The sequence below is a fragment of the Flagellimonas sp. genome (genome assembly GCF_965222555.1).
Classification (GTDB): Bacteria; Bacteroidota; Bacteroidia; order Flavobacteriales; family Flavobacteriaceae; genus Flagellimonas.
Genome location: NZ_CBDCUG010000005.1, coordinates 1,589,193 through 1,602,024 on the forward strand (window position 1 = coordinate 1,589,193; position 12,832 = coordinate 1,602,024).

9 protein-coding genes are annotated in these 12,832 nt (G+C 39.9%); 5 read left to right on the plus strand and 4 right to left on the minus strand.

All coding sequences use genetic code 11. The features are described 5' to 3' along the window. Nucleotides 1-44: 44 nt before the first annotated feature. The 4 genes from ACOQO1_RS15550 to panC are packed head-to-tail and all read right to left on the minus strand — an operon-like array spanning nucleotide 45 to nucleotide 3,395. Entirely contained in the window at nucleotides 45-1,187 is a 1,143-nt protein-coding gene (locus ACOQO1_RS15550; RefSeq protein ID WP_420603802.1) for an alpha/beta hydrolase, read from the minus strand. 27 nt (nucleotides 1,188-1,214) lie between these two features. Then, entirely contained in the window at nucleotides 1,215-2,180 is a 966-nt protein-coding gene (locus ACOQO1_RS15555) for a lysylphosphatidylglycerol synthase transmembrane domain-containing protein (RefSeq protein WP_420603803.1), read from the minus strand. Between the two features lie 2 nt (nucleotides 2,181-2,182). Beyond that, nucleotides 2,183-2,533 (minus strand): aspartate 1-decarboxylase, encoded by a 351-nt coding sequence (gene panD, locus ACOQO1_RS15560; RefSeq protein WP_420603804.1) that lies wholly within the window; start codon nucleotides 2,531-2,533, stop codon nucleotides 2,183-2,185. Nucleotides 2,534-2,546: 13 nt separating this feature from the next. After that, nucleotides 2,547-3,395 (minus strand): pantoate--beta-alanine ligase, encoded by an 849-nt coding sequence (gene panC, locus ACOQO1_RS15565; protein WP_420603805.1) that lies wholly within the window; start codon nucleotides 3,393-3,395, stop codon nucleotides 2,547-2,549. A gap of 102 nt (nucleotides 3,396-3,497) precedes the next feature. Between panC and ACOQO1_RS15570 the strand changes: the two genes are divergently transcribed. From ACOQO1_RS15570 to atpD, 5 genes are all read left to right on the plus strand, one after another. Continuing rightward, nucleotides 3,498-4,307, plus strand: a complete 810-nt coding sequence (locus tag ACOQO1_RS15570) for a glycogen/starch synthase (RefSeq protein ID WP_420603806.1) — start codon at nucleotides 3,498-3,500, stop codon at nucleotides 4,305-4,307. 5 nt (nucleotides 4,308-4,312) lie between these two features. Beyond that, a complete protein-coding gene (locus tag ACOQO1_RS15575; RefSeq protein WP_420603807.1) occupies nucleotides 4,313-6,154 on the plus strand; it encodes a DUF4270 family protein in 1,842 nt (613 codons plus the stop codon). Between the two features lie 125 nt (nucleotides 6,155-6,279). Next, nucleotides 6,280-8,127, plus strand: a complete 1,848-nt coding sequence (gene glmS, locus ACOQO1_RS15580) for a glutamine--fructose-6-phosphate transaminase (isomerizing) (protein WP_420603808.1) — start codon at nucleotides 6,280-6,282, stop codon at nucleotides 8,125-8,127. A 210-nt stretch (nucleotides 8,128-8,337) separates the two neighbouring features. Then, nucleotides 8,338-11,103 (plus strand): TonB-dependent receptor, encoded by a 2,766-nt coding sequence (locus ACOQO1_RS15585; RefSeq protein WP_420603809.1) that lies wholly within the window; start codon nucleotides 8,338-8,340, stop codon nucleotides 11,101-11,103. A 163-nt stretch (nucleotides 11,104-11,266) separates the two neighbouring features. Then, a complete protein-coding gene (gene atpD, locus ACOQO1_RS15590; RefSeq protein WP_420603810.1) occupies nucleotides 11,267-12,775 on the plus strand; it encodes a F0F1 ATP synthase subunit beta in 1,509 nt (502 codons plus the stop codon). Nucleotides 12,776-12,832: the final 57 nt, after the last annotated feature.

A 12,832-nucleotide genomic window follows, 5' to 3' on the forward strand; every position in this document is an offset into this window, starting at 1 on the left:
GAACTCAATTTCCCGTAAATCCGTAAATCTAATAATCCAGAAGTCTAGTATCCAAAATCCGCTTTAAGGGCATCTATTTTTTCCAGGGCCATGTCCTTGGTCAGAAAGTCAATTTCTTCCATTTGGAATGCCTTTTCAAAAGTCTTAAAGGCTTTTTTGGGCTCGCCCAATTGCTCATAATATTCACCCTCAAAATAAAAGCCCAACATGGTATCGGGAAATTGTTTTTTACAGACTTCGGATAGCGGTTTTAAGGATTCAAAATCCTCTTTTTTCAAACTAGCTGCATAAATGGCCATGATGTCATTGAGCTCCACAGGTTTTCTAAACCCAAGCAATCTTTCGATCATATCATACCGATCTTGTAAAAATTTGAACACAGGTTCATCAGAGGTAAGGATTTGGGTTTTGTATTCTTTTGGTGTGATTGGACGAAAGATTTTGAAAACGTTGTCAAAAGCTTTGCTTATGCCATAAGCCGCAATGGAAACGTGATCAGCTTCTTTATACTCATCAAAAAAGTAATGTAAGGATTCTTTATCAATGGACTTAACGGCATTATTCATTTGAAGGATGCGCTGTCTGTCCTCGGTGGGTTCTTTTTCCAATACCACATTATAGAAAATCTCTTGGTCCAAATCGGAAAGCCTTGACGGAACCCTACTTTCCATTTCTGTGGCCAATACAGGAGATATGGATAAGTAAGAGTTGAACAAGGATTTATCTTTGAACAAGAAGTAATTTCCAAAATTTGCGGTAATGTCGTAGCCGATAAACATTTTAAAAGGGGCTACATTGTATTGTGTCTCTAAATATGGAATAAGTTCTGTGCCTAAAAACTCATAAAATTGAGCACCTTTCTCTGTGGGGAGTCCTGTGGTCTGCTCAAAGTCACAATCTTCCCAACGCAGATCGTTCTTGCCTTGATCTACCCCTACAATTATTACCTCGGGCATCCTGTGGTGACGACTATAGAATTTAGCATTGGCCACAACAATATCAAAAAGATATTCGGCATCGAGCACTACCAAAAGGGGATATTTTTTATCCTCGGAATAATCCTCTGGGAAGTAATAAGAGACATCCCTTCTTTCTTGAAGCTTGAAAGATTCGAAAATCTCTTTTTTTACCTGTGCTCCTAAATTAAAGCACAATAGGCCTATTAGAATAAATAGACATCTTTTCATTTGGTAAAATATTTAAGTGGTAGGGGTTTACCGATTTCTATTCAATAACGGTAAGATGACAAAGGATATTGTTCCAAAAACAACTACCATTAAGGTCTGGGCTGTCCACATGATCCAGCCATAGGCATCGCCTGAGGTTTTGCTGATGCCATAAACCGATAAAGCTGCGGTTACAACAATGGGAAATAACCCTAATCCGCCATTAGTGGTGGCCATGGCAAAAGCTCCGGCAACAAAGGCCACCAAAAATGCCCCTAAGGGCAGCTCGGTTGTTTCGGGAACCGTAAATTTTATTACCCAGAACATGGCAATATAGCATGCCCAGATAAAAAGTGTATGAAAGATAAAAGCTCCTCTTTGTTTCATTTTGAAAATGCTCAATACACCATCTAACAGACCGTTTAGGAATGTTTTTATTTTGAGCGCGAATTTGGAAGTGGATTTTTTGATGATGCGTATAGCTACAAATAGCCCAAGAACACCAGCCAAAAGGAATCCAAGTGAACCGGCCAGGCCAATACCATTTTCTTCCAAAATACCTAGGATTACATTGGTTTGTACAAGAAGTGCCATTAATATTATCAACAGTAACATGATGACATCAATAATTCTTTCGGTTACTATAGTGCCAAACCCTTTTTCAAACGGGACTTTCTCATAGGTGTTCAATGCAGTTGCCCTTAGAAATTCGCCAGATCGCAATACCAAAGTGTTTGCAAAATAGCTGGTTAGGATAATGAGTACATTGTTGACCAGTTTTGGTTTGTAGCCCATAGGGGCTAAAAGATAATTCCAACGAATAGCCCTGGAGATATGGCTCAATATACCAATGAATATGGATAGAAATACCCAAATTGGATCTGCATTCTTTATTGCCTCAAGAATTCTGACCCTATCTTCTGGAGTTGTGGAAGTATATGAGTAAAAAACAAGTCCCAATCCAATTAGAATGGGAACTACAATTTTTAGGAATTTTTTGAGGGAATGGCTCAAAACTAGTTTAAAAGGTTGGTTTCCTCATTGGGGAAAACCAATGCTGGATTAAAGGATTTTGCTTCTTCCATACTCATCCATGCATAGGTTATTAGGATAAGGACATCTCCAACGGCTACCTTTCGCGCAGCAGCACCATTAAGGGTAAGCTCGCCAGAACCTCTTGGTCCTGGAATTGCATAGGTCTCTAGTCGTTCTCCATTGTTATTGTTCACAATCTGCACTTTTTCTCCCCTGATTATGTTTGCAGCATCCATCAAATCTTCATCGATGGTTATACTGCCAATATAATTGAGGTCGGCCCCTGTGACCTTTACCCTATGGATTTTGGATTTTACAACTTCTACTTGCATGGTGCAAAATTAGTTAATTCAGTTTTAGATTGTCTATCAAACGAATGCCATCGGCATAAACGGCAATAAACGCTCTATAGTTTTTGTTTACCTGTTTCTTAAGTAATGGTGTTAACGTGCTTTCATCTGCAATTTCAAAATATTCCAACTCCAGTACTTCGTTTTTTTCAAATTGGGATTGTACCCATTCTGATATGACATAAGCACTTTCCGTGCCAAATTTTGTCTTGGCAGTTAGTAGTGTTTTGTAGATAAAACTTGCATCCTCCCTTGCCTTTTTTGACAGTCGTTCGTTCCGGGAACTCATGGCCAAGCCACTAGGTTCCCTTTCAATAGGGCAACCTACAATTTGATAGGGCAATTTTTTGGATTCTACCATTTTTCTGATAATCTGGAGCTGCTGAAAATCCTTTTCACCAAAATATGCTTTGTCAGGAGAAACTGTTTTGAGGAACAACTCTACAATTGTGCCAACCCCATCAAAATGGCCTTCCCTGAACGCTCCTTCCATTACTTTGTCCAGACCATCAAATTCATAAGCTTGGGAAGCTATGTTATCGCCATACATTTCGTCCACAGAAGGAGTGAAAACCACAATGTTGTTGGAAACACTCTTTAAAAGATGGATATCCTTTTCCAGGTTTCTGGGATATTTCTTTAAATCGTCTTTTTTATCAAATTGTGTAGGGTTTACAAAAACACTCACAACTACTAGATCGTTTTGCAAAAGAGCGGTCTTAACCAACGAAATGTGACCTTGATGTAGTGCCCCCATAGTAGGGACCAAGCCAACGGTACGATTTTTGCTTCTTTCTGTTTCTAAGAAGAGCGTGAGTTCCTTTTTGCGGTCAAATACATGCATAGAGCAATTCAAAAGCGTGCAAAAATACTATAAATACTGCTAATCAGCATAATTTTTGTACTTTTGCGCCTACGTTTTTCAGATAAGCAAAAGAAAGTGTTTATGAATGGTAAAAAGATATTGTTTGTATCTTCTGAATTAGTGCCCTACCTCCCAGAGAATCAAGTTTCCTTAATGTCGTATGAAGCACCTAGAATGGTCAATAGCAATGGGGGGCAGATACGCATTTTTATGCCCAGGTATGGAAACATCAATGAGAGAAGGCATCAACTGCATGAGGTAATCCGTTTATCAGGGATGAATTTGGTAATCAATGATATGGATATGCCACTTATCATCAAGGTTGCATCAATTCCCAAGGAGCGGATACAAGTATATTTCATTGATAACGAAGAATATTTTAAGAGAAAGGCAACATTTGCCGATGCGGATGGAAATTTGTTCCCCGATAATGATGAACGGGCCATTTTCTTTGCTAAAGGTGTGGTTGAAACGGTTAAAAAATTGAATTGGTCGCCAGACATTATCCATGTTCACGGATGGATGGCTTCCTTGTTGCCCCTGTACTTGCGTAAATATTATGCAGATGAACCCTTGTTTGCCGACAGCAAAATTGTAACCTCTATATATGACAGAGGTTATGAAGGGGAATTAGATGGTGAAATGAAGAATAAAATTGCTTTTGATGGCATTGAGGAAGAAAGTATTTCTTCGCTTTCCACTCCTGACTATAATAATTTGTTAAAAGTAGCAGTAGATTATTCTGATGCCATTATTTTAGCCTCGGAAGAGGTGCCAGAGGAATTAAAGAACCACATTGCAAATCTATCCAAACCTGTATTGCCCTATGTTTCTCTTCAGGAAGCAGAGGATGCATACACAAATTTCTATAAAACAGAAGTTTTAAAATAAATTGCATGAAATTTTCTAGGATTATAAAAGTTTCAACTTTGGTTGGAGCTTTGTTTCTGATAATCACTTCCTGTGAGGATGAGTTGGCCAATACCATAGGGGAAGGAGTTGTTGCTGGGGAGCCGTTTACCACAGGTAAAAAATCATACGATGTTTTTGCTTTTAACAGAGGAATAGAAGCGGTCCAGACCAATCGCATTCCATTATATCAACTGGGGACATTTAATGACCCTGTTTATGGAAGAACAAATGCCAGTATTGTATCCCAGGTAACCTTGCCAGGTGGACAGGGAAATCCAACTTTTGGGGATTTATCGCAAGCCGTTGAGGACGATGCAGACGATGACGATTCCGATGCAACCATTCCGGAAAATGAAACAGTTAAAGAGGTATACTTGCACATTCCATTTCAGGTGCCTCCGGCGTCCTTAAAGGATAGTGATCGGGATGGTGTGGACGATGAATTTGATAAAGACCCAGAAGATCCAAATTCTGACTGGGATGGTGATGGTGTTAGTGATAATGACGAGCGTATTGTAGGCTCTGATCCCTTTGACCCAGATGAAGATGGGACAGGGGATGATTTTGTGGCCAATACCTTTGAAAAAATATTTGACCTAGATAGTATATATGGTTTGGAAGACCCCAATCCAGAGGATCAAATACTAGAAGGAACAGTTAAACTAAAAATCTTTCGATCTACATTCTTTTTAAGGGACTTGGATCCAAACTCCAATTTTGAAGAAAGACAGGAATATTTTTCCAACCAAGATTTTTCTGGATTTGTCTCGGATGAATTGTTTAATGGTGAAGTGGCTTTTAGCAACAGGGAAAAAATCATTTTTGAAGCTGAGGTAGACGACCCGGATACCGAGGAAGATGAGACCACGCAGATTAAAAATAGAATAGCTCCTGGATTGAGGATGAAATTGGATAATGCGCTTTTTCAAGAAATCTTGGATAAAGAGGGACAGTCAGAACTTTTGAGCCAGGCCAATTTCAACGATTACTTCAGAGGAATACAAATATCAGGGTCAGATATGGAAGATTTGATGTTTTTATTGAATCTTGCACAGGCTACCATAACAGTAACCTATGAATATCAGGATTATAATACGGAAACCGAGGGTCCGGAGACTGCGGAAAAGGACTTTGTGTTGAACCTACTTCTTCAAGACAGCAATGGAGCGGTAACAGGTAATGCGGTGAATACCCTTACAAATGATGCATACCTAGGGGACATTCCCAATGCGTTGGATAATGGAGAAAATGCCTCTAGAATATATGCAAAGGGTGGCGCAGGTACTTTTACCGAGATTAAATTATTCGACGAGTTTAATGATGGCATGGACGTTATCAATGAGATAAAGGCGAACAATTGGATCATTAATGAAGCCAACCTGGTTTTTTATGTGGATCGGGATGCCATTGGGGACAATGCTGAGGAACCACCTAGACTTTATTTGTACAATGCTGAAACGGATCAGCCAATATACAATCCAAACAACGAAAGAGGTGAGGTTCAAGAACCGCTTGGACGTTTTCTGGATTTTGATGGTATTCTAGAAAAGAGCAATGGTAAAGGATTAAAATATACTTTCAGGATTACGGACCATATCAACAATATAATAATTAGGGACTCTACAAATGCCAAATTGGGTCTTACGTTAACTGCCAATGTTGTGGACCCAAGGGTTTCGGAGTCATTAAGTAACGAAGCCCCTAACATCAATATGCCATTGATGTCCACTATTAGTCCTTTAGGTACGGTTCTTTACGGTAGTGGAGAAGGTGTAAGCGAGGATAAAAAATTAAAATTGGTGATTTATTATACCAAAGCCAACTAATTAGACTCATTTTAATTACCATTTGTAGATTTTTTCTGCCTTAGGACCGCTACGATACTATTTATACCAATTGTAGTACTAAATTTGCGATTAACTCAAACTATTAACTACTTAAAACCGATTTTATGTGCGGAATTGTTGGATATATTGGTCATAGGGATGCCTACCCCGTCATCATAAAAGGACTCCAAAGGCTTGAATATAGAGGGTATGATAGTGCGGGTATCGTGCTATTTGATGGAGAGCAAACCCATTTGTCCAAAACAAAGGGCAAGGTGGAGGATTTAAAGAAAAAATCTGAAGCGGCCATTGCAACAAAGGGGAAATTGGGACTTGGGCATACTAGATGGGCGACCCACGGAGTACCAAACGATATCAATTCCCATCCGCACTATTCAAATTCTGGAGATTTAGTGATTATCCATAACGGAATCATTGAAAACTATGAGGCTATAAAGAAGGCACTCATGGAACGTGGATATACTTTTGAATCGGATACGGATACCGAAGTTTTGGTAAACCTTATAGAAGAAGTAAAGAAAAAAGAAGGCGTTAAATTAGGTCAGGCCGTTCAGATTGCATTGAATCAGGTTGTTGGGGCATATGCAATTGCTGTTTTTGACAAAAACAAGCCAGATGAGATTGTAGTGGCCAAATTGGGAAGTCCTTTGGCTATTGGTATTGGGGAAAACGAATATTTCATTGCCTCAGATGCTTCTCCTTTTATTGAATTCACCAATAATGCGGTGTATTTGGAAGATGAGGAAATGGCGATAATTCGTATCGGCAAGGAAATCAAGCTTCGGAAAATCAAAGATGATGCTATAGCCTATCCAAATATTTTGGAACTTCAGTTGAACCTTGAAGAGATTGAAAAAGGAGGATATGATCATTTTATGCTCAAGGAAATCTATGAGCAGCCGAGAGCCATATTGGATACCTATAGAGGACGTTTATTAGCGGATCAGGGAATTATCAGAATGGCGGGGATTGACCAGAATTTGGAAAAATTCCTCAATGCGAACAGAATTATAATTGTGGCATGCGGAACCTCATGGCATGCAGGCCTTGTGGCTGAATATATTTTTGAAGATCTTGCCAGAATCCCTGTTGAGGTAGAATACGCTTCGGAGTTTAGGTACAGAAATCCGGTAATAACAGAGAATGACGTTTTAATAGCCATATCACAATCTGGTGAAACAGCAGATACACTAGCGGCCATTAAGTTGGCAAAAGAAAAAGGAGCATTCGTATTTGGTGTATGTAATGTTGTAGGTTCTTCCATTGCTAGGGAAACCCATGCTGGAGCCTATACCCATGCGGGACCTGAAATTGGTGTGGCCTCAACAAAGGCATTTACAACACAAATTACAGTGCTTACCCTTATTGCCTTAAAATTGGCGCATGAAAGGGGGATGTTCTCAGAATCCAAGTACCACGAGTATTTGGCAGAATTGGAAGGAATTCCTGCAAAAGTAGAAAAGACACTATTGTCCAATGAGTTGGTGGCACAGATTTCAGATACCTATAAAGATTCAACCAACTGTCTTTACCTGGGTAGGGGATATAATTTCCCGGTAGCTTTGGAAGGAGCATTAAAACTAAAGGAAATAAGTTATATCCATGCCGAAGGATACCCTGCTGCCGAAATGAAACATGGCCCAATTGCTCTGATTGACGAGCAAATGCCTGTAGTGGTCATTGCCACTAAAAAAGGCCATTATGAGAAAGTGGTGAGCAATATTCAAGAGATTAAATCTAGAAGTGGTAGGATCATTGCCGTGGTGACCGAAGGTGATAAGAGTGTAAAGGAACTGGCCGACCATGTGATAGAGATTCCCGAAACCTCTGAAAGTCTTTCTCCGTTACTTACAACAATACCGTTGCAATTATTGTCATACCATATAGCTGTTATGAGGGATTGTAATGTGGATCAGCCTCGAAATTTGGCAAAATCGGTTACCGTCGAGTAACTTTGGAAAATCATAAAAAATCTAATAAAGGCACCTCTTAGGGTGCTTTTTTTTGTTAATTATGTAGTCAAAGTGTTCTTTTTTTAATAAAAAAGTATTATGCATGCATAATTTTTTTTCAAATTTGTGGAAATCAAATGAAAAAAAATGTATCTTCCACCTCCAATACTTAACAGGTACTTAAAACTATTTAACTCTAATTCAAAGCTAATGAAAAGACTAATAATCATTTCCCTCATGCTGTTTGGTGTTGTTTCATATGCACAGACCACAGTACAGGGAAAAGTAGTTGACGAAAATAATGAGCCTATCCCTGGAGCTAATGTGGTGTTGGTTGGAAAAGCGGAAGGAACCACTACTGATTTTGATGGAAATTTCACTTTTAATACCTCAGAACAACCCCCGTTCCAACTTCGATTTACAGCTATTGGTTTTTCAGATTTTGTAGCAAGTGTAACCTCCAATAATCAAACACTCTCCATTACCCTAAACGAAGCTTCAACAATTTTGGATGAGATTGTAATTTCCGCTTCCAGAACACCGGAACGTATTTTTGAATCTCCTGTGTCTGTTGAGCGGTTTGGTTTAAAGGAAATCAAAAACACCACGGCCGAATCCTTTTACGGTGGATTGCAAAATCTAAAAGGGGTTGATATCAATACCAACAGTTTAACGTTCCAGTCCATTAATACCAGAGGCTTCGCCACCTTTGCAAACAATAGATTTTTGCAGTTAGTGGATGGAATGGATAACTCAGCGCCAGGTCTGAACTTTGTTTTGGGTAACCTGGTAGGGATGTCCGAACTTGAGGTGCAGAGCATTGAGATTCTACCAGGAGCCTCATCAGCACTTTACGGTGCAGGTGCCTTCAATGGGATTTTGTTCATGAACAGTAAAAGTCCATTCGATTTTCAGGGAATAAGCGCTTATGGTAAAACAGGGATAACTTCCCAAGATGCTGCAGGTGACAACAACTATTATGATTTCGGAATTAGAGTGGCCCACGCATTTAGCGATAAGGTTGCCGTAAAAGCCAACCTTTCCTTTTTAAAAGGAGAAGACTGGCATGCGGTTAACACCGCTGATTTTTCCAATCCCGGAGCGGATAGGACCGATCCTAACTATAATGGTCTAAATGTTTATGGGGATGAGGTGTCTACCCTATTGAATTTTGATGCAGCGGCAGGTCTTCCAACTGGCACTGTAGGTACCGCTCAGGTTTCAAGAACCGGATATAATGAAAGAGATTTGGTGGATTATGATGCGCAAAGTGTAAAGACCGATTTTTCAGTGTTCTATAGACCTTTTGCTGACGACTTTGAGATTATATATAATGGTAGAGTAGGTCGTGGTAATACCATTTATCAAGGAGCTAACCGATACTCGGTAAAAAACTTTATTCTTCAACAGCATAAGCTGGAGTTCAGAAATAAGAACTTTTTCCTGAGAGGGTACATAACCACAGAGAATTCAGGGGATTCTTATGATACCCGATTTACGGCTATCAACGTAAACCGGGCTTGGAAAGGTGATACGGAGTGGTTCACCGACTATGCATCAACCTATATCCCAACATTCTTAGGTGCAATACAGCAGGGTGGATTGACCAGGGAACAAGCCTCAACCGCAGCGCATGCTGCTGCAAGACAAGCCGCGGATACCGGCAGATTCCTTCCCGGAACACCACAGTTCCAAAGTGCTTTTAATACCGTGATCAATGATGGTGATTTAACGACAGGTGCAAAGTTTATCGATAATACCAAATTCCGTCATGTGAACGGTAATTACAATTTTGCACATTTAATCGATGACTGGGCTGATTTACAAATTGGAGGTTCTTTCAGGGAGTATGAGCTAAATTCGGGCGGAACCATTTTTACCGATTCTGATGGTCCCATCAAATACAACGAATATGGCGCGTACGTCCAACTGCAGAAAAAATTCCTTGATGATAGATTCAAGTTTACGGGATCCGCACGATACGACAAAAATGAATTTTTTGATGGGTTTTTATCACCAAGACTTTCTTTGGCATACACCGCAGGCGAAAATAGAAATCATAATTTCCGCGTTTCTGCACAACAAGGTTTTAGAAACCCAACTACTCAAGACCTTTTTATTGGGCTAAATGCTGGATCGGCAATTTTAGTAGGTTCTGCTCCTTCCAATTTGGATAAGGATGTAAGAACTTTTAATATTAGCCAAAAAGCCCAAGATGATTTAGGACAACCGGCGACAACAGAGATAGTGGGTCGTGCTGCCTATGAAAATGCATATTCATTAAGCTCCGTTTTAGCAGGAACACCAGAAGCAGTTAACACATCAGTGATTAAACCAGAAGAGATTACAGCTTTTGAAGCTGGTTATAGAGGACAGATTGGAAAATTCACTATAGATTTAAGCGGATATTATAACAGATATAAGGATTTTATTTCTAATGTAACCGTATTGGTTCCATTTTATGGAACTGCCGGAGATGGAGGGCTTTCGTTGCTTGCGCTTCAAAATGGTGATAGGCAGCCTTACCAAACCTATACCAATGCTGAGGTTGATATTGACTCTTGGGGTGGTACTGTTGGTGTGGATACCAAAGTGTTTGGCAATTTTGATTTAGGAGTTAATTACACCTATGCCGAGTTTGATTTTGATAAAGCAAGGTTCCCTGATTTTGAAACTAATTTCAATACTCCAAAGCATAAAGTAAAAGCATCCTTTGGAAATACGGAGCTTTTCAAAAACTTTGGATTTAATGTTAACTATAGATGGAGTGACAGTTTCTTTTGGGAAGCGACTTTTGCTGATGGAGACGTTCCTGCCTATACCGTATTGGACGCACAGATCAATTATGCAGTACCAAGTATTAAATCTGTTTTCAAAGCAGGAGGGTCAAACCTTTTGGGAGATGAATACTTTCAAGCCATTGGTACAGGTAATATAGGATCCATCTATTATATATCTTGGACAATTAATCCCTAAAATAAAAACACAAAGTAATAGTAAGGGCATCGAATTTTTCGATGCCTTTTTTGTTGCTAAAAAAACAAATTTTAAGTTTCTTATTACAAATGGAATAGTATATCTTTGCAGCCGGAAAAAAAGCAGTTTTTTCCTTCGTATTCAATTAAAAATAAACACAGTAATGTCGAAAGTTACAGGTAAGGTTGCCCAAATTATAGGCCCGGTCATTGACGTTGAGTTTGAGTCGGGAACAGAAATCCCAAAAATCTATGATTCCCTTGAAATCAATAAAGCCGATGGTTCCAAGTTGGTTTTGGAGGTTCAGTCACACATTGGTGAAAACACGGTAAGGACCATTTCTATGGATTCTACCGATGGTTTGAGCAGGGGAGCTGAAGCTCACGCAACTGGAAACGCAATTCAAATGCCAATTGGAGAGGATGTTTACGGACGACTTTTCAATGTAATTGGAGATGCTATTGATGGAATGGAGAACCTGCCAAAGACTGGCGACAATGGACTTCCAATTCACAGGGAAGCTCCAAAGTTTGAAGATCTTTCTACATCTACTGAGGTACTTTTTACTGGTATCAAAGTAATCGATTTGATCGAGCCTTATGCAAAAGGAGGTAAAATTGGATTGTTTGGTGGTGCTGGTGTTGGTAAAACCGTATTGATTCAGGAATTGATCAACAACATTGCAAAAGGACACGGTGGTCTTTCTGTATTTGCAGGTGTTGGTGAAAGAACACGTGAAGGAAACGATTTGCTTCGTGAGATGTTGGAATCCGGTATTATCAAATACGGAGACGATTTCTTGCACTCTATGGAAGAAGGTGGATGGGATTTATCCAAAGTAGATAAAAAAGCAATGAAGGAGTCCAAGGCGACTTTCGTTTTCGGACAGATGAACGAGCCTCCTGGAGCACGTGCACGTGTGGCGCTTTCAGGATTGACCATTGCTGAATATTTCCGTGACGGTGCTGGAGATGGACAAGGAAAAGATGTACTGTTCTTCGTAGATAATATTTTCCGTTTTACACAAGCCGGTTCTGAGGTATCCGCACTATTGGGTCGTATGCCATCAGCGGTAGGTTACCAACCTACTTTGGCGACAGAGATGGGTGCCATGCAGGAAAGAATTACATCAACAAAAAGAGGTTCCATTACATCTGTACAGGCGGTTTACGTTCCTGCGGATGATTTAACGGATCCTGCTCCTGCAACTACATTTGCCCACTTGGATGCTACAACCGTACTTTCACGTAAGATTGCGGAGTTGGGTATTTATCCTGCGGTGGATCCATTGGATTCCACTTCAAGGATTTTGACTCCTGAAATTTTAGGAAAGGATCACTATGCTTGTGCACAGCGTGTAAAAGAGTTGTTGCAACGTTATAAAGAGCTTCAAGATATTATTGCCATCCTTGGTATGGAAGAACTTTCAGAAGAGGATAAATTAGCGGTTGGTAGAGCAAGAAGGGTGCAGCGTTTCTTGTCACAACCTTTCCACGTGGCCGAGCAGTTTACAGGTATCCCTGGGGTATTGGTAGATATTAAGGACACAATCAAAGGATTCAACATGATTATGGATGGAGAGTTGGATCACCTTCCAGAATCTGCATTCAACCTTAAAGGAAGCATCCAAGATGCTATTGAGGCTGGAGAGAAAATGCTCGCCGAGGCATAACCGAGGTGAGTGCTGAGCGCAGTCGAAGCATTATTAACTATAAAAGATTCCCGCCTT

What these genes read in the sequence shown, in the direction of transcription:
- ACOQO1_RS15550 (WP_420603802.1), bottom strand. Translation starts at nt 1,187, where the DNA reads ATGAAAAGATGTCTATTTATTCTAATAGGCCTATTGTGCTTTAATTTA.
- panD (WP_420603804.1), bottom strand. Translation starts at nt 2,533, where the DNA reads ATGCAAGTAGAAGTTGTAAAATCCAAAATCCATAGGGTAAAGGTCACA.
- panC (WP_420603805.1), bottom strand. Translation starts at nt 3,395, where the DNA reads ATGCATGTATTTGACCGCAAAAAGGAACTCACGCTCTTCTTAGAAACA.
- ACOQO1_RS15570 (WP_420603806.1), top strand. Translation starts at nt 3,498, where the DNA reads ATGAATGGTAAAAAGATATTGTTTGTATCTTCTGAATTAGTGCCCTAC.
- ACOQO1_RS15575 (WP_420603807.1), top strand. Translation starts at nt 4,313, where the DNA reads ATGAAATTTTCTAGGATTATAAAAGTTTCAACTTTGGTTGGAGCTTTG.
- glmS (WP_420603808.1), top strand. Translation starts at nt 6,280, where the DNA reads ATGTGCGGAATTGTTGGATATATTGGTCATAGGGATGCCTACCCCGTC.
- ACOQO1_RS15585 (WP_420603809.1), top strand. Translation starts at nt 8,338, where the DNA reads ATGAAAAGACTAATAATCATTTCCCTCATGCTGTTTGGTGTTGTTTCA.
- atpD (WP_420603810.1), top strand. Translation starts at nt 11,267, where the DNA reads ATGTCGAAAGTTACAGGTAAGGTTGCCCAAATTATAGGCCCGGTCATT.